Origin of the sequence: Pseudonocardia sp. (genome assembly GCF_035305885.1) — a bacterium.
Classification (GTDB): Bacteria; Actinomycetota; Actinomycetes; order Mycobacteriales; family Pseudonocardiaceae; genus Pseudonocardia.
This window is the reverse complement of the sequence record NZ_DATGOP010000132.1, coordinates 61,938-78,435: the sequence shown is the minus strand read 5'-3', so window position 1 is coordinate 78,435 and position 16,498 is coordinate 61,938. Positions and strand designations below refer to the sequence as shown.

Here is a 16,498-nt window from a genome sequence, read left to right as displayed (position 1 = left end):
CGAGCCGGTGCCGACGCCGTTCGAGGCCGGTGCCGTCGGCGACGAGTACACGCAGGTGCTGTCGGGCCTGCGGGAGGGCCAGGAGCTGCTGCTGCCGCCCGCCCCCGCCGCATCCGGCAGCAGCGGTGGCGGCCCCGGCGGGGGAGGCTGATCCCGGGGACGGGGCGCGCTAGCGTCTGCGTGTGATCACCGCTGCCGAGGCCCCGCCCCGCGCGGGGGCGGCGTGGGGCGGGCTCGGCGCGGTCGCGGCCGGCGTGGCCGCGTTGCTGCTCGCCGTGTCGGGCCGCTACGGCTACCACCGCGACGAGCTGTACTTCCTGCGGGCCGGGCGAGAGCCCGCGTTCGGCTACGTCGACCAGCCGCCGTTCACACCGCTGGTCGCGCGCGCGATGGACGCCCTGCTGCCCGGGTCGCTCACCGGGCTGCGGCTGCCGTCGGTGCTGGTGTCGGCGCTGGTCGTGCTGCTCACCGGCCTGATCGCGCGCGAGCTGGGCGCGGGTCGCGGCGCGCAGCTGCTGGCCGCGGCGAGCATGGGCGTCTCCGCGGTGCTGCTCGCGGTCGGGCACCTGCTGTCGACCACAACGTTCGACCTGCTCGCCTGGACCGCGCTCAGCTGGCTGCTGGTGCGGGCCCTGCGCGACGGCGGCCCGATCTGGCTCGCGGTGGGCGCGGTGGCCGGCCTCGCGCTGCAGAACAAGGCGCAGCCGCTGGTGCTGCTCGCGGGCGTGCTGGTCGGGATCCTGCTGGCCGGCCCGCGCGGGGCGCTCGCCGCCCGGTGGCCGTGGCTGGGGGCGGCGGTGGCGCTCGCGATCTGGGCGCCGCACCTGGCGTGGCAGGCCGCGAACGGGTTCCCGGTGCTCACGCTGTCCGCCGCGATCGCGGGCGGCAGCTCCGGCAGCAGCGAGCCGTGGTACCTGTTCCTGCCGTTCCAGCTCGTGCTGGTGAGCCCGCTGCTCGTTCCGGTGTGGGCGCTGGGCTGGTGGCGCCTCGCCCGCGACCCGGCGCTGCGCACCTGGCGGGCGTTCGCCGTCGCGTACCTGCTCGCCGCGGCGCTGTTCCTGGTGACGGGCGGCAAGCCCTACTACATGGCGGGCTTCTTCCCGGTGCTGCTCGCGGCCGGTGCGCCCGCGGTCGCCGCGTGGGCGCGCCGCGGTGCCCGCCGGGTCCGGTCCGGGCTGCTGGTGGCCGCGCTCGCGCTGAGCCTCGCGATGTCGGCGGTCCTCATGCTGCCGCTCGTCCCGGCCGAGGACCTCGCCCGCACCCCGATCCCCGACATCAACTACGACGCGGGCGAGACGGTCGGCTGGCCCGAGTTCGCCGCCACGATCGCCGACGTCCACGCGCGGCTGCCCGCGGGCGAGCGGGTCGCCGTGCTCACGAGCAACTACGGCGAGGCGGGCGCGGTCGACCGGTTCCTGCCTGCGCTCGCCCCCGCCCACAGCGGGCACAACGCGTACTGGACCTGGGGCCCGCCGCCGGAGGAGACGGACACCCTGATCGTGGTCGGGATGGACGAGGCGCCGCTGCGCCGGTGGTTCGGCCGCGTCGAGCTCGCCGCCCGGATCGACAACGGGCTCGGCCTGGACAACGACGAGCAGGGCGAGCCGGTCTTCGTCGCCCGCGACCGGCGCGTCCCGTGGTCGGAGCTGTGGCCGCAGCTGCGCCACATCGGGTGAGCGGAATCCGGTTGCGCGCGCGTCCCCGGCAGCGGATCTTGTCCCGGTGCTGGTCCGCCGCGAGCTGCCCGGCGACGCCCCCGCCGTCGCCGCCGTCCACTCCGAGGCGTTCGCCCCGATGGCGCCGCCCGGCTCGGCGCCGGTCGAGCCGGGGCTGGTCGAGGCCCTGCGCACGAGCGACGCGTGGCTGCCGCCGCTGTCGCTCGTCGCCGAGGTCGACGGGGTCGTCGTGGGGCACGTCTGCGCGACGCGGGGGACGCTCGGGCCGGACGCGCTGCCCGCGCTCGGCCTCGGCCCGATCGGCGTGCGCAGCGCCCACCAGGGCGGCGGGGTGGGCAGCGCCCTGATGCACGCGGTGCTCGGCGCCGCGGACGCGCTCGACGAGGGGGTCGTGGTGCTGCTCGGCCACCCGGGCTACTACCCGCGGTTCGGGTTCCGGCCCGCGGCCGAGCTGGGCATCGAGCCCGAGGTGGCGGAGTGGGCCTCGCACTTCCAGGCCCGCCCGCTCACCGCGTACCACCCGGGGTTGCGGGGCACGTTCCGCTACGCCGCCCCCTTCGGCGAACTCTGACCCGGGAGGGCGGTTGCCCCGCAGCCACCCACCCGGTGACGATCCCGGGCCATGACGACCGAGGTGCACCTGCGCGAGCTGCGGCGTGACCCGGACGGCGTCGCGTCGCTCGCCGACCGGGACGACGTGCGGGTGCTGCGGCGCGGCGGGGTGCCGCTGCTGCTGGTGCGGGAGGACCGGGCCGAGCAGGCGGCCGACGGCGCGCTCGCCGCGGCCCGGGCGCTGCGCGCGGCGCTGCGGCGGCTCGGCGGCGCCGCGCCCGAGGCGCTGTCCGGCGAGTTCCCGTGGGCCGACCACCTCCCGGCCGACGACCGGCGCCGCTTCGCCGAGGACTTCGGGCGGGCGGTGCAGACGTCGGCGGAGATGGCGCGGTGGGACGTGCTGTCGCGGGCGCTGGCCGAGTGGCGGGCCACCGCCACCGCGCACTCCGACGCGGGCCTCGCCGCGGCGCTCACGGGCCCGGTCGAGGACACCGGCCCGGTGCCGCCCCCGCCGGGCTGTGCGAAGGCGCCGGGTGGCTGGGAGCTGCGCTTCGGCACGTCCGAGGCGGTGACCGGCTGGGAGGAACTGCAGCGGGCGGGCGCGGCGTGGCCTGCGCGGGCCTGGGCCGCGCTGCGCCGGCACCCGGCCCGGCCCCGCGACCCGGCGCGCCAGCACCGGTTGCGCGGCCTGCTCGCCGAGCGCGAGATCGACGGGCGGCGCCTGCCGCAGTGGCAGTACGAGGTCGCGGGCGGCGGGCGGGTCTGGTACTGCCCGGACGGCGAGCGGCGCGTCGTGCGATTGGTCGCGGTCGCGCCGGTGCGGGCGGCGCGCCGGGGGTGAGGACGCCGTCGCCCGAACGGCACCCGGCCGGAAGGTAGCGGGACGGGGCCGGGTCGGGCCTACCCTGGACCCCGTGACCACGCACCACCTCCACCCCGGACACCCCGATCCGGCCAGCCCGTGGGTCTTCGGCACGCGCGAGCTGGGCAGGCGGCCCGGGAACATGCGCGCCTACAGCAGGCGCATCGCGGCGCCCACCGGGCCCGCCCGGCTCGGGCTGGAGACGATCGCCGTGCCCGACAGCGCGCCGATCGAGCTCGACCTGCGCATGGAGTCGGTCACCGAGGGGGTCTACGTCTCCGGCACGGTCCACGCGCCGCTGTCGGGCGAGTGCGCCCGCTGCCTCGACGCGGTCACCGACGTGGTCGACGTCGAGCTGTCGGAGCTCTTCGCCTACCCCGACAGCGTCACCGACGAGACCACCGACGCCGACGAGGTGCCGCGCGTCGTCGACGAGCTGGTCGACCTCGAGCAGACCGTGCGCGACGCCGTCGTGCTGGCGCTGCCGCTCGCGCCGCTGTGCCGCGACGACTGCGCAGGCCTGTGCCCCGGCTGCGGGGAGAAGTGGGCCGACCTCGCGCCCGACCACGGGCATGAGACACTAGATCCTCGGTGGGCCGCTCTGAAGGAGCGCCTGTCCGCCGACTGACCCGCACTCACCGCTAGGAGTTTCACGTGGCTGTTCCGAAGCGCCGGATGTCGCGGTCGAACACGCGCTCGCGCCGGGCGCAGTGGAAGGCCGCCGTCCCCACGCTCGTCACCTGCTCGAACCGGGCCTGCCGGGCCACGAAGCCGCCGCACGTCGCCTGCCCCACCTGCGGCACCTACGACGGCCGGCCTGTCGTCACGCCGGCCTGACGACGGGCGGATGGCGGAACGCGCCCAGCAGGGGCCCGTGGAGGATCGCGGGCCCCTACTCGCGTCACTCGGGGTGAAGATCTCCGACGAGCTCCTCACCCTCGCACTCACGCACCGCTCGTACGCCTACGAGAACGGTGGGCTGCCCACGAACGAGCGGCTGGAGTTCCTCGGCGACTCGGTGCTGTCGATCATCGTCACCGAGCGGCTGTACCGCGACCACCCGGAGCTGCCCGAGGGGCAGCTGGCCAAGCTGCGCGCGAGCGTGGTCAACATGCACGCCCTCGCCGGCGTGGCCGCCACCCTCGGCGAGAACGGGCTCGGCGACTTCCTGTACCTGGGCCGCGGTGAGGAGCTCACCGGTGGCCGGCAGAAGGCGAGCATCCTCGCCGACGCCACCGAGGCCCTGATCGGCGCCGTCTACCTCGAGCACGGCCTGGACACCGCCCGCGAGCTGGTGCACCGGCTGTTCGACGCCCTGCTGCAGGGCGCCCCGCTGCTCGGTGCCGGCCTCGACTGGAAGACCAGCCTGCAGGAGCTCACCGCGTCCGCCGACCTCGGGGTGCCGGAGTACCGCATCACCGAGGAGGGCCCGGACCACCTCAAGGAGTTCACCGCAACCGCGGTGGTCGGCGGCCGTGAGCTCGGGTCCGGGGTCGGGCGCACCAAGAAGGAGGCCGAGCAGAAGGCGGCCGAGCTCGCGTGGCGCACGCTCACCGCGGAGGCCGCGGCGGGATCCGAGGCCGGCTCCAGCTCGACGAACTAGTGCCCGAGCTGCCCGAGGTCGAGGTCGTCCGGCGGGGCCTCGCCGACCACGTCCTCGACCGCAAGATCGCCGAGGTCGTCGTGGCGCACCCGCGCGCCGTGCGCAGGCACGCCGAGGGGGCGGCCGACTTCGCCGGCCGACTGGTGGGCCGCACGATCACCGCGGCCCGCCGCCGCGGCAAGTACCTGTGGCTCGAGCTCGACCACGCCACCGAGGGCGAGGACGCGGTCCTCGCCCACCTCGGCATGAGCGGGCAGATGCTCGTCGCCGACGCGGGCCGCCCCGACGAGACCCACCTGCGGGTCCGGCTGCGGTTCGCCGACGGCGGTCCCGAGCTGCGGTTCGTCGACCAGCGGACCTTCGGCGGGCTGTCGGTGCACCCGCTCGTGGCCGCCGCGGGCGGTGGCCTGGTGCCCGCCCCGATCGGCCACATCGCCCGCGACCCGATGGATCCCGCGTTCGACCTCGACGAGGCGGTCGCCGCGCTGCGGCGCCGCCGCACGGGGCTCAAGCGGGCGCTGCTCGACCAGACCGTGGTCTCGGGCATCGGCAACATCTACGCCGACGAGGCCCTGTGGCGCGCGCGGCTGCACGGCTCCCGGCCCACCGAGGGGCTCACCCGTGGGCAGGGCCGCGCCGTGCTCGGCGCGGCCGCGGCGGTGATGGAGGAGGCGCTCGCCGCGGGCGGCACCTCCTTCGACGCGCTCTACGTCAACGTCAACGGGGCGTCGGGCTACTTCGACCGCTCGCTCGCGGTGTACGGCCAGGCCGATCGCCCCTGTCCGCGCTGCGGCACCCCGATCCGCCGCGACCCGTTCATGAACCGCAGCTCCTACACCTGCCCCCGCTGCCAGCCCCGCCCGCGCAACCCGCACCCCTGACCGGGGCGCCTCCGGTCACGCCTCCCGCGGCGCCGCCCCGAGCAGGGCCTGGTCGACGAGGCGCTCGACGATCGAGGTGTCGAACGGCACCTTCAGCACGAGCAGCCGGTGGTAGCAGGCGCCCCAGAGCTGGTCGACGATGACGTCGAGGTCGGCGTCCTCGCGCAGCTGGCCCCGCCGCTGAGCGATGCGCAGGCGCTCCTTGGCCAGCTCGCGCCGCGGGATCGCGTAGCTTCCCGACCACGCCTCGGCGAGGCTCGGGTCCATCTGGGCGGCCCCGACGAGCTCGGACACCGGCTTCTCCGCGCCCTCCTCCTTGAGCCAGCGGACGAACGCGGTGAGCTGGCTGATCAGATCGGCGCGCAGGTCACCGGTGTCGGGGAACTCCAGCGTGCGCCTGCTCTGGGCGAAGTACGCCTCGGCGGCGAGCGCTCCCGGCGACGGCCACCACTTGTAGAGGGTGGTCTTGCTGGCGCCGGCCTCGGCCGCGACGCGCTCGAAGGTCACCGCGCGCACGCCCTCGTCCAGCAGGAGCCTGCCGGCCGCGGCCAGCACGTCGGCGCGCACCTCGGCGGCGGGGCGCCTGCCCCGTCCGCGCCGTACTCGTGTGGTTTCGGTCATACCCCACCTCATTTGTGGACGACTCGTTCATTTCCGCGCTAGCCTCTCATATGAACGAACCGTCCACATACTAGAGAGGCCAGGGACATGGCGGACAACGCAGGCCGCGTCGCGATCGTCACGGGCGGATCCGGGGGCATCGGCCGGGCCGTCGCCGAACGTCTCGGGACCGAGGGCTACTCGGTCGTCGTGCACTACGCGGGCGGCAAGGAGCGCGCGGAGGAGACCGCGGCCGCCGTCGTGAAGGCCGGCGGCCGCGCCGTCGTCGCGGGCGGGGACGTCGCGGACGAGCGGGCGATGGCCGAGGTCTTCGACCTCGCGGAGCGCGAGTTCGGCGGCATCGACGTCGTCGTGCACACCGCGGGCATCATGCCGCTCGCCCCGATCGCGGATCTGGAGCTCGAGACCTTCGACCGGGTCCACCGCACCAACGTGCGCGGGACCTTCGTGGTCGACCAGCTCGCCGCCCGCCGCGTGCGCGCCGGCGGCGCGATCGTCAACTTCTCGACGTCGGTGACCCGGCTGCAGATCCCCAGCTACGGCGCCTACGCCGCGTCGAAGGGGGCCGTCGAGGCGCTGACGCTGATCCTCGCCCGCGAGCTGCGCGGCCGGGATATCACGGTGAACGCGGTCGCCCCCGGCCCCACGGCCACGCCGCTGTTCTTCGAGGGCAAGACGCAGGAGGCGATCGACCGGATCGCCGGGATGAGCCCGTTGGGGCGGCTCGGCGAACCGCGCGACGTCGCCGAGGCCGTCGCGTTCCTCGCCGGGCCCGCCCGGTGGGTCAACGGGCAGGTGCTCTTCGTGAACGGGGGTGCAGCCTGATGGCCGTCGTGCTGATCATCGGCTCGTCGACCGGCATCGGGCGGCGGACCGCGGAGACCCTCGCGGCCGCGGGGCACACCGTCTACGCGACGATGCGCGACCCGGAGGGGCGCGACGCCACCTCGGTGGCCGAGCTCGCCTCCCTCGGGCACGACCTGCACGTCGTGCCGCTGGACGTCACCGCGCAGGCGTCGGCCGACGCCGCCGTGCAGCGGGTCATCGCCGAGGCGGGTGGCCTCGACGTCGTCGTGCACAACGCCGGGCACCTCTACATCGGCTACGTCGAGGCGTTCACCGACGCCGACATCGCGCACCTGCTCGACGTCAACGCGATCGGGGCGCACCGGGTGAACCGGGCGGTCCTGCCGCACATGCGGCGGCGCCGCAGCGGGACCCTGGTGTACGTCGGCAGCACGATCCTCGTGACCACGCCGCCGTTCCTCGGCCCGTACGTGGCGTCGAAGGCCGCGTTCGACGCGCTCGCCGTGGTGACCTCCTACGAGGCGGCGCAGTTCGGGATCGAGACCTCGATCGTGATGCCCGGGGCGATCACGCGGGGCACGCAGCACTTCCCGAACGCGTCGCGGGCCACGGACGAACGGGTGACCGCCGAGTACGCCGAGCTGGACCCGCTCGTCGCGCGGACCCACGAGGCGCACGAGCGGCTGTTCGAGCCGGGGGAGGAGGCCGACCCGCAGGACGTGGCCGACGAGATCCGCCGCATCCTCGACCTGCCGGTCGGGCGCAAACCGTTCCGCTCGGTGGTGGACGCAGCCCGCGCCGGCGTCGACCACGTGATGGCCTTCGCCGACCTCACCCGCGAGGAGTTCGTCCGTCGCCTCGGCTTCGCCGAGACGCTGGAGCTGAAGCGGTGAACGCGCGTGTCGCCGTCACCGCGGCCGTGCTCGCCATCGGGCTCGCCGGGTGCTCCGGACCGTCGGACGGGCCGGTGCCGCCACCGGTCCGTCCGGCGCCCGCCGCGCCGGCGGGCCCGGTCGCGACCCTCGGCGAGCCGGAGGAGCTGACGAGCGGGCTGGAGGCCCCGTGGGGGCTCACCTTCCTCCCCGACGGGTCGGCGCTGGTCTCCGAGCGGATCAGCGGCGAGATCGAGCGCGTCCCCGCGGGCGGCGGCCCGGCGCGGACCGTCGGCGTCGTCCCCGACGTGGACGTGAGCTCCGAGGGCGGGCTGCTCGGCATCGTCGCCTCGCCGGAGTTCGCGACCGACCGCCTCGTCTACGCCGCCGTCTCGGGGCGGGACCAGAACCGCATCGTCGCGCTCACCATCGCCGAGGACTTCGGCTCGCTGGCGGTCGACCGGGTGCTGCTCGACGGCATCCAGACCGCCGACCGCCACCACGGCGGCCGCATCGTCGTCGGACCGGACGGGCACCTGTGGATCGGGACCGGCGACGCCTTCGAGCCGGAGAACGCGGCCACCGCCGACTCGCTGAACGGCAAGATCCTGCGCATCGCCCGCGACGGGTCCGTTCCCGCCGACAACCCGGGGCCGTCGCCGATCTACTCCAGCGGCCACCGCAACGTCCAGGGGATGGCGTTCGGGCCGGACGGCACCGCCTACGCCTCTGAGCTCGGCCACCGCGCCTGGGACGAGGTCAACGTCCTGCGCCCGGGCGCCGACTACGGCTGGCCGGAGACCGAGGGCATCGCGGGCTCGACGGGCGAGCCGCCGATCGCGACCATCCACCCCGACGAGGCGAGCCCGTCCGGCGTCGCGTACGCCCAGGGCTCGCTGTGGATCGGGGCGCTCGGCGGACAGCGGCTCTGGCAGCTCCCGGTCGAGGCGGGCGCCGCCACCGGCGATCCGATCCCGCACTTCGTGGGGGAGTACGGCCGCATCCGCACGGTCGAGGTCGGCCTCGACGGGGCGCTGTGGCTCGTCACGTCGAACACCGACCGGGCGACCTGGGGCGGGACCGACCCGCGGCCCGGCGACGACCGCATCCTGCGGGTGGAGGTCGACCCGCCCCGCTCGTGACCCGCGCTCTGAGAACTCACCCTAGGAGCGCTGCCCGCGTTCGAAGTACGCCACGAGCCCCGGGTCGAGCGGAGGGATCGCCCGGGGCTCGCCGCCTGCCCGCAGCGACGCGGTGGCCTGAACCGCCGCCGCGACGCTCATGCGGGCGACGACCGGCGAGGTGTCGGTGGGGCCGCCGTCGCGGGCGAACCGCAGGAACTCCGCGATCAGCGGGCGGTCCGCCCCGGCGTGGACCTCACCGCTGTCCGGCAGCACGTGCTCGGTGTCGGCGTCCGGCGCGTAGCCGGGCCGGCGCCTGCGCCACACCTTCACCACCGCGCCGGAGCCGTCGCCGAAGTTCTCCAACCGCCCCGCGTCGCCGATCACCGTGTAGTTGCGCCAGTAGTCCGGGGCGAAGTGGCACTGCTGGTAGGCGGCCAGCGCGCCGCCCGCGAGCTGCAGGTTCACCACCGACAGGTCCTCGACGTCGATCACCGCGTTGAGGTCGCGCTGGGCGCGCGGCGGCCAGTTGCGTTCGGGGTCGAGCCAGTCGGCCGGCTTCGGCGTGCCGGGCGGGCGGCGGTGCCCGTCGCCGTACACGCGCAACGCCCCGAACGCGCTCGCCCGCTCGGTGTAGGCCCCCGCGAGCCAGTGCACGACGTCGATGTCGTGCGCGGCCTTCTGCAACAGCAGCGACGTGGTGCACCGCCGCTCGGCGTGCCAGTCCTTGAAGTAGAAGTCGCCGCCGTTGCCGACGAAGTGGCGCACCCAGATCGACTGCACCGCGCCGATGTCGCCGCGCCGGACGATCTCCCGCATCGCACGGACCACCGGCATGTGCCGCATGTTGTGCCCGACGTAGAGGCGGCTACCGGTCCGTCGCGCCGTCTCCAGCACCCGGTCGCAGTCGGCGACGGTGGTGGCGAGCGGCTTGTCCACGAAGACGGCCTTCCCCGCCTCCAGCGCGGCGCAGGCGAGGTCGGCGTGGGTGTGGTCGGGCGTGATCACCAGCACGGCGTCGACGTCTGCGCGCTCGAGCAGCGCGCGGGGGTCGGTGAGCGCGACCGCGCCGGGGTGCCGCTCGGCCACCGCCCGCCGCGCGGCCGTCCCGTCGACGTCGGCGATCGCCACCACGCGGGACGTCCCCGGCACGTCGGCGGCGGTGGCGAGGCCGCCGCGGAAGCCCGCGCCGATCACGCCCACCCCGATCACGCCCACCTCGGTCACGCCGGCGCGCCCGTGCGCACCGACTCGTACGCGCGGGCCACGACCCGCAGCGAGCGCAGGCCGGACTCGCCGTCGGGCTGCGGGCGCCGCCCCTCGCGGATCGCCGAGACGAACTCGGCGAGCATCGCGCCGTCGCCCCCGGTGCCGTAGTCGAGCCGCAGCGGCGACCGGGTCGACTCCCGGAACCCGAGGACGGCCTGGGCGAACGCGTCCATGTCGGCGATCCCGTCCTCGCCGACGAGCCGCATCGTGAGCCCGCCCCAGGTGGGGTAGTGCTCGGGCACCGACCAGCTGCAGTCGATCGTGGCGATGACGCCGCCCGGGTAGCGCAGCGAGATCTGCCCGCCGGTCTCCACCCGCGCCGTCGCGTTGATCATCTTGTTGGCGACGGCGTGCACCGACTCCGGCTCCGCCCCGTCGAGGACGACGTCGAGCAGGTCGGCCAGGTGCACGGTGTGGTCCATGACCGCGCCGCCGCCGGCCAGCACGGGGTCGGCGAACCAGGCGCGCGCCGTCGGGAGCACGCCGTTGTTGGTGCCCGCCGCCGCGACCAGCCGACCCAGCGCGGGCAACGCCGCCTGCAGCGCGCGGAACTGGCGGGAGAACCGCACCGGGTAGGCGATCATGAGGTGGACCCCTGCCGCCGCGCACGCCGCCAGCATCGCCTCGCCGTCGGCGACGGTCGTGGCCATCGGCTTCTCGCACAGCACGTGCGCGCCCGCCGCGGCGGCGAGCTCGGTGAGCTCGCGGTGGCGGGAGTTCTCCGAGCAGATCACGACGCCGTCCGGGCCCCAGTCGAGCAGGTCGGCGTAGCTGTCGAAGTAGCGGGTCACGCCGAGCCGTTCGGCGAACGCGCGCCCGCCGGACTCGCCGGGCGGGCGCTGGGCGGCGTCCGGGTCGGCGACGGCGAGCTCGACGTCGGCGAACCCGGAGAGCAGGCCGACGTAGCCCACGGCGTGCAGGTGGGCGAGCGACATCACCCCGATCCTCACGCCGCCACCTCCGCGGGCTCGACGGCCTCGGGGCGGCCGCTCGCCAGCGACGCGTTGGCCGCCGCCGCGATCCGGACGGCGGCCACCCCGTCGGCGGCGCTCACCCGGGGCGCTGGCCCGCCGCGGAACGCCGCGGCGAACTCGCGGATCTCGGCGACGAACGGGCTTTCCACCAGCGACACATCGGGCAGCAGCCGGTCCCCGCCGCCGTCGGTCGGCGCGCCCGTGTCGGTGCGCAGGGACGGGTCGGCCGCCGAGTCGTGCGACAGCAGCCCGTCGGTGCCCGCGACGTGGAAGCCGTACCGGAACCGGGTGCCCGGCCGCGCCCACGTGCCGGTGACGGTGCTGATCGCCCCGCCCCGGTGCCGCGCGACGACGTGCGCCGACACGACCCCGGTCGGGGTGCCGGGCGCGCTGTCGGACACCCGCGCGTGCACCGTCTCGACCTCGCCCGCGAGCCACCGCGCGAAGTCGAGGTCGTGGATCATCTGGTCCATGATGATGCCGCCCGAGCGCGCCGGGTCGGCGAACCAGGCGCGGTGCGGGCGGGCGCCGCAGCGGTCGAACCGCAGCACCGCGGGGGTGCCGATCGCGCCTTCGGCCACGGCCGCCTGCAGCGCGACGTACTCCGGGAAGTAGCGCACGACGTGCCCGGGGTAGAGCTGCACGCCCGCCGCCGCGCACGCCCGCGCCATCGCCTCGGCCGTGGCCGGGTCCAGCGCGAGCGGCTTCTCGCACAGGACGTGGCGCCCCGCGGCCGCCGCGGCGAACACGATCTCGGGGTGGGTGTCGGTCGGGGTGCAGACGTCCACGACGTCCACGCGCGCGATCAGCTCGTCGAGGCTCGCCGCGACCTCGCCCGCTCCGTGCCGCGCCACCAGGTCGTGACCACCGTGCAGCGAGTGCACGACGACCTCGGCGCCGGCGTGCAGCCAGGCGGGGAGGTGGGCGTTCGCGATCCCGCCCGCGCCGACCATGCCGACGCGCAGGCGTGTGTCCGTACCGATGGGGATCATCCTTTCGTTCCCGACAGGGCGATGCCCTGCACGAACTGCCGCTGCAGCGCCAGGTAGGCGAGCAGCATCGGGATCGAGGCCATGGCGGCCCCGGCCATGAGCACCGGGTAGTTGGTCCACTCCTGGCCCTGCAGGCTGGTGAGGCCGGCGCTGATCGGCATCGACGCCGGGTCGGTGTTGACCACCAGCGGCCACAGCAGGTCGTTCCACGAGTGCATCACGGTGATCACCGCGAGCGCCGCGAGTGCGGGCTTGACCAGCGGCAGCATCACCGAGAAGAAGATCCGGAACCGGCCCGCGCCGTCCAGGACGGCGGCCTCCTCGAACTCCTTCGGGATCGTGGCGAAGAACTGGCGGAGCAGGAACGTGCCGAACGCCGAGAACAGGCCGGGCAGGATCAGCGCGGGCAGGGAGTTGAGCAGCCCGAGCGCGGACATGATCTGGTACTGGGGGAGCACCAGCAGCTGCTTGGGCACCATCAGCACCGACAGGAACAGCGCGAACAGCACTTCCCGCCCGCGGAACTCCAGCCGCGCGAACGCGTACGCCCCGAGCGAGCAGAACGCGAGCTGGCCGATCGTGACGGCGCCGGCCACCACCAGCGAGTTCACCAGCTGCGTTCCGAACGGGATGGTCGCGAAGACGTCGGCGAAGTTCGACCACAGCCACTCCCGCGGCAGCAGGGTCGGCGGCACGGTCGCGGTCTCGGGCTGCGACTTGAGCGCGGTGAGCACCTGCCAGACGAACGGGCCGATCATCGCGACGGAGCCTGCGACGAGCACGGCGTGGGTGGCCACCGAGCCCAGCAGCGACCCGCGGGCGCTGCGGGGTGCGAGGAGACGATCAGACATAGTGGACCCACCTGCGCTGCAGCCGGAACTGGACGAACGTGAGGGCGCCGATCAGCAGCATGAGCAGGAAGGCCAGCGCGGTGGCCGTGCCCTTGTCCGCCTCGACGAAGGCCTTCTCGTAGAACAGCGAGACGATCGACTGCGACGCGCTGAACGCCGGGTTCGCGGTGGCCGACGCGCTCATGACGTAGACGAGGTCGAAGATCTGCAGCGTCGCGATGACGTTGATGACGGTGCAGAAGAAGATCGTCGGGCTGAGCATCGGCAGCGTGATGCGCCAGAACCGCTGCCAGGCGTTCGCGCCGTCGATCTCCGCGGCCTCCCAGTACTCCTTCGGGACCGCCTTGATGCCCGCGATGAAGATCACCAGGTAGTAGCCGACCTGGGACCAGACCTGGACGACGCCGATCGCGAACAGCGCCGTGTCGGGGTTGGACACCCAGTACGTGCCGGGGATCCCGAAGACCTGGAGGACCTGGTTGAGCAGCCCGAAGTCGCCGTTGTAGAGCCACTTCCACACCAGGCCGCTCGCCACCGGCAGCGTGATGAACGGGATGAAGAAGAGCGTGCGGTAGACCGCGACGCCGCGCAGGCCCTCGCGGTTGAGCAGCACCGCGAACAGGATCGCGATCGGCAGCGTGAGCAGCCCGATCACCATGTAGAGCAGGGTGTTGCCGAGCGCGGTCCAGAACGTCTCGAGCTGGAAGACGGCCGCGTAGTTGTCCAGCCCGGTGAAGGTGTGGCCGCCGAACGGGCCCCACTCGGTGAAGCTCAGCGCGAACGTCGAGACCGCCGGGTAGAGGTAGAAGACCAGCAGGCCCAGCCCGACCGGGGCGATGAACAGGTAGGCGCTGCGGTGGGTGCGCCGCGGCCTGCGCGCCGGCTGCGGGGTCGCCGGGCGCACCGCGGGCGGGGTCGCGAGCTGGGTCATACCGCGGCCTCCTTGGCGAGCACGACGTCCATGTCGTGGGCGAGCAGCCGCGCCGACACCTCGATCGGGCGGCCGCCGGGGCCGACCCAGGACGGGCCGAGGATCTGCAGCTGCATCCGCTCCCAGGTCATGGTGTTGACCGAGGCCGGATAGGCGGTGGCGTCGGGGACCTGGTCGATGAACGACTGCATGCGGAACTCCGGCTTGGCGTCGAGGAAGGCCTGCTGGGTGCCCGCGTAGCTGGGCAGGATCGTTCCCGAGCGGCCCTGGATCTCGCCGGCGAGGCGACCGGCCATGAACTTGACCAGCTCGTAGGCGGCGTCGGGGTACGGGGTGCGTGCGTTGACGACGTTGGCGAGCCCGTGGATGACGGTGCCCCGGCGGACGCCGCGGGGAAGGACGGTGACGCCGGTGCGGGCGCGGACGGCCGGGTCGGCGTACGGGTCGTTGGAGTCGTTGGGCAGGCCGTTGTACATGGCGAGCTTGCCGCCCTGGAACAGCTCGCGGGAGCGGGTGTCGGCGTTGGCCATCGCGTTGGGGGCGAGGTCGCGGTCGATGGCGCCGGTGAGGTGACGCAGGCCGCCGATCGTCGCCTCGTCGGCGAAGCCGGAGCGGCCGTCGCGCAGCACCCACCCGCCGTTCTGGAAGATCGCGGGGTAGAGGTCGCGCTGGCGGTCGAGCGCGGCGGAGAAGCCGAAGACCGAGGAGGCGGGGTCGCGGATCTCGGCGGCGGCGTCGAGCACGTCCTGCCAGGTCCAGTTCTCGTCCGGGTACGGGACGCGGGCGCGGTCGAACAGCTCGCGGTTGTAGAAGAGGCTGATGGTGTCGAAGTCCTTCGGCACGCCGAACTGCTCGCCCGCGTACCGGTACAGCTCCACGAGGTTCTGCGGGTGCTCGGCGAGCGTGACGCCGTCGCGGCGCAGCCGGTCCGACAGCGGCAGCAGCGTGCCGTGGCGGGCGTACATCGCGATGTTGGGCGCGTTCATCCAGAACACGTCGGGCGCGCCGCCGCCGACGATCGCGGTCTGCAGCCGCGACCAGTAGGTCGTGAACGGGGTGAGCTGGATCGTGACCTCGACGTCCGGGTGTTCGCGGCGGAACTCGTCGATGACCTCCTGCATCGCGGGGACCTGGTCCTTGTCCCACATCCCGTAGCCGAGGCGGGCCCTCCCGCCGCCCGGCAGGAACGCCGGGCCCGACGACGCGGAGCACCCGGCGACGCCCGCCGCGAGCGGCACCGCGGCGAGTGATCTCAGAAGGGTGCGGCGGCGCACCCCGGGCGGTCGCGGTGTCATCGCGGGCCTCCTCCTCCAGCGGGGACGGGACGGGTGGCGCCGCCGAGCGGCGGCGTGACGAGGGCCGCGAGCAGCGGGCTCTGCTGCACGGCGAGCTGGAGCGCCGAGCGCACGGCGCCGAGCGCCACGGCCTCGGGGCCGAGCTCGGACAGCACGATCGGCATCGTGTTGAACACGGGACGGTCGAGGTGCCGCTCGACGCCCTCGACCAGCGGCCTGCCCGCGCGCGACACGCCGCCGCCGAGCACGACCATGTCCGGGTCGAACGCCTTGACCAGGAACTCCACGTTGCGGGCGAGCCGGCGGTAGAACTCCTCCACCAGCGCGGCCGCCTGCTCGTCACCCGCCTGCGCGGCGCGGAACACCGAGCCGATCGCGTCCGGGGAGTCCGGGTCGGTCCCGGGCGGGGCGAGCAGCTCCTCGGTGCTGAAGTACAGGTCGGGGATGCTGCCGATCTCGCCGGCCGCGCCGTGGCGGCCGGTGTGCAGCCTGCCGTCGACGATGATGCCCGCGCTGGTGCGGCGGCCCGCGAGGACGTAGACCACGTCGTCGACGAGGCGGGCGGCGCCGATCCAGTGCTCGGCGAGCGTCGCCATGTTGGCGTCGTTGGCGACGGTGACCGGCACGCCCGCCCAGCGCCGGAAGTGCTTCTCGACGTGGAAGCCGGTCCAGCCGGGGATGACCGTGCTCAGCGTGACCCGGCCGGAGGGGTCGATGATGCCGGGCACGCCGAGGCTCAGCGCGAGCGTCTCGTGCGGCTCGACGCCCAGCTCGGCGACGGCGTCGGCGATGAGCGACTGCACCGCGGTGCGGCGCTCGGTCCCCGGCGTGGCCCGGTTGATCGGGCGGGTGGCGGTGTGCCGGGTGGTGCCGGTGATGTCGGCGACCATCGCGGTGAGCAGGTTGACCCCGACGTCGACGCCGACGACGAACCCGGCGTCGGGGTTGAGCCGGTAGGTGCGGGCGGGTCGGCCCGCCGGGCGCCCTGTCGGCGGGTCCTCCGGCTCGCGCTGCTCGACCCACCCCAGCCTGCCCAGCTCGGTGAGGATCGAGTCGACGGTGGGCCGCGACAGGCCGGTGCGCTGGGCGAGTTCGGCGAGCCTGCTGCCCTCGTCAACGCGCAGCGCCGTCAGCACGCTCACCGTGTTGGCGTGCCGCTCGGCGGAGGAGTCCGAGGCCACGGGCCATTAC

At 74.5% G+C, this 16,498-nt stretch carries 18 protein-coding genes; 10 read left to right on the top strand and 8 right to left on the bottom strand.

Features of this window, described 5'->3' with window-relative positions; translation table 11 throughout:
• Positions 1-182: 182 nt before the first annotated feature.
• From VKZ81_RS30570 to mutM, 7 genes are all read left to right on the top strand, one after another.
• Positions 183-1,676, top strand: a complete 1,494-nt coding sequence (locus VKZ81_RS30570) for a glycosyltransferase family 39 protein (protein WP_324245208.1) — start codon at positions 183-185, stop codon at positions 1,674-1,676.
• 46 nt (positions 1,677-1,722) lie between these two features.
• A complete protein-coding gene (locus VKZ81_RS30565; RefSeq protein WP_324245207.1) occupies positions 1,723-2,247 on the top strand; it encodes a GNAT family N-acetyltransferase in 525 nt (174 codons plus the stop codon).
• Positions 2,248-2,298: 51 nt separating this feature from the next.
• Entirely contained in the window at positions 2,299-3,069 is a 771-nt protein-coding gene (locus tag VKZ81_RS30560; protein ID WP_324245206.1) for a hypothetical protein, read from the top strand.
• A gap of 163 nt (positions 3,070-3,232) precedes the next feature.
• Positions 3,233-3,718, top strand: coding sequence for a YceD family protein (locus VKZ81_RS30555; protein ID WP_324245210.1), 486 nt, complete (start codon positions 3,233-3,235; stop codon positions 3,716-3,718).
• 26 nt (positions 3,719-3,744) lie between these two features.
• The gene (rpmF, locus tag VKZ81_RS30550; RefSeq protein WP_324245205.1) at positions 3,745-3,927 is read left to right on the top strand and encodes a 50S ribosomal protein L32; all 183 of its coding nucleotides are present in this window, start codon (positions 3,745-3,747) and stop codon (positions 3,925-3,927) included.
• Between the two features lie 10 nt (positions 3,928-3,937).
• Positions 3,938-4,693, top strand: coding sequence for a ribonuclease III (gene rnc, locus VKZ81_RS30545; RefSeq protein WP_324245204.1), 756 nt, complete (start codon positions 3,938-3,940; stop codon positions 4,691-4,693).
• Positions 4,693-5,574, top strand: a complete 882-nt coding sequence (gene mutM / locus VKZ81_RS30540) for a bifunctional DNA-formamidopyrimidine glycosylase/DNA-(apurinic or apyrimidinic site) lyase (RefSeq protein ID WP_324245203.1) — start codon at positions 4,693-4,695, stop codon at positions 5,572-5,574. The genes rnc and mutM overlap by 1 nt, the downstream gene beginning before the upstream one ends.
• Before the next feature lie 15 nt (positions 5,575-5,589).
• On the opposite strand, the gene VKZ81_RS30535 is transcribed toward mutM, so the two are convergent.
• Positions 5,590-6,195, bottom strand: coding sequence for a TetR/AcrR family transcriptional regulator (locus VKZ81_RS30535; protein WP_324245202.1), 606 nt, complete (start codon positions 6,193-6,195; stop codon positions 5,590-5,592).
• Positions 6,196-6,282: 87 nt separating this feature from the next.
• On the opposite strand from VKZ81_RS30535, the gene VKZ81_RS30530 reads away from it, so the two are divergent.
• Genes VKZ81_RS30530 through VKZ81_RS30520 form a run of 3 tightly spaced genes read left to right on the top strand, consistent with a single transcriptional unit; the run spans position 6,283 to position 9,016 of the window.
• Positions 6,283-7,020, top strand: a complete 738-nt coding sequence (locus tag VKZ81_RS30530) for an SDR family oxidoreductase (protein WP_324245201.1) — start codon at positions 6,283-6,285, stop codon at positions 7,018-7,020.
• Positions 7,020-7,895, top strand: a complete 876-nt coding sequence (locus tag VKZ81_RS30525) for an SDR family oxidoreductase (protein ID WP_324245200.1) — start codon at positions 7,020-7,022, stop codon at positions 7,893-7,895. The genes VKZ81_RS30530 and VKZ81_RS30525 overlap by 1 nt, the downstream gene beginning before the upstream one ends.
• Positions 7,892-9,016, top strand: coding sequence for a PQQ-dependent sugar dehydrogenase (locus VKZ81_RS30520; protein ID WP_324245199.1), 1,125 nt, complete (start codon positions 7,892-7,894; stop codon positions 9,014-9,016). The genes VKZ81_RS30525 and VKZ81_RS30520 overlap by 4 nt, the downstream gene beginning before the upstream one ends.
• A 21-nt stretch (positions 9,017-9,037) precedes the next feature.
• Here VKZ81_RS30520 and VKZ81_RS30515 read toward each other — a convergent pair whose 3' ends face one another.
• From VKZ81_RS30515 to VKZ81_RS30485, 7 genes are read right to left on the bottom strand one after another with little or no spacing between them, the layout of a single operon-like run.
• Complete coding sequence (locus VKZ81_RS30515) at positions 9,038-10,222, bottom strand: Gfo/Idh/MocA family protein (protein ID WP_324245198.1); 1,185 nt, start codon at positions 10,220-10,222, stop codon at positions 9,038-9,040.
• Complete coding sequence (locus VKZ81_RS30510) at positions 10,219-11,214, bottom strand: Gfo/Idh/MocA family protein (protein WP_324245197.1); 996 nt, start codon at positions 11,212-11,214, stop codon at positions 10,219-10,221. Before VKZ81_RS30510 ends, VKZ81_RS30515 begins: the two co-directional genes overlap by 4 nt.
• Positions 11,211-12,230, bottom strand: a complete 1,020-nt coding sequence (locus VKZ81_RS30505; protein WP_324245196.1) for a Gfo/Idh/MocA family protein — start codon at positions 12,228-12,230, stop codon at positions 11,211-11,213. Before VKZ81_RS30505 ends, VKZ81_RS30510 begins: the two co-directional genes overlap by 4 nt.
• On the bottom strand, positions 12,227-13,081 hold the full coding sequence (locus VKZ81_RS30500) for a carbohydrate ABC transporter permease (protein WP_324245195.1): 855 nt from the start codon (positions 13,079-13,081) through the stop codon (positions 12,227-12,229). Before VKZ81_RS30500 ends, VKZ81_RS30505 begins: the two co-directional genes overlap by 4 nt.
• A complete protein-coding gene (locus VKZ81_RS30495) occupies positions 13,074-14,012 on the bottom strand; it encodes a carbohydrate ABC transporter permease (RefSeq protein ID WP_324245194.1) in 939 nt (312 codons plus the stop codon). The genes VKZ81_RS30500 and VKZ81_RS30495 overlap by 8 nt, the downstream gene beginning before the upstream one ends.
• A complete protein-coding gene (locus VKZ81_RS30490) occupies positions 14,009-15,307 on the bottom strand; it encodes an ABC transporter substrate-binding protein (RefSeq protein WP_324245193.1) in 1,299 nt (432 codons plus the stop codon). The genes VKZ81_RS30495 and VKZ81_RS30490 overlap by 4 nt, the downstream gene beginning before the upstream one ends.
• Positions 15,304-16,488 carry an ROK family protein gene (locus VKZ81_RS30485; RefSeq protein ID WP_324245192.1) on the bottom strand — a complete coding sequence of 395 codons (1,185 nt, stop codon included), beginning with the start codon at positions 16,486-16,488 and terminating at the stop codon, positions 15,304-15,306. The genes VKZ81_RS30490 and VKZ81_RS30485 overlap by 4 nt, the downstream gene beginning before the upstream one ends.
• Positions 16,489-16,498 lie beyond the last annotated feature (10 nt).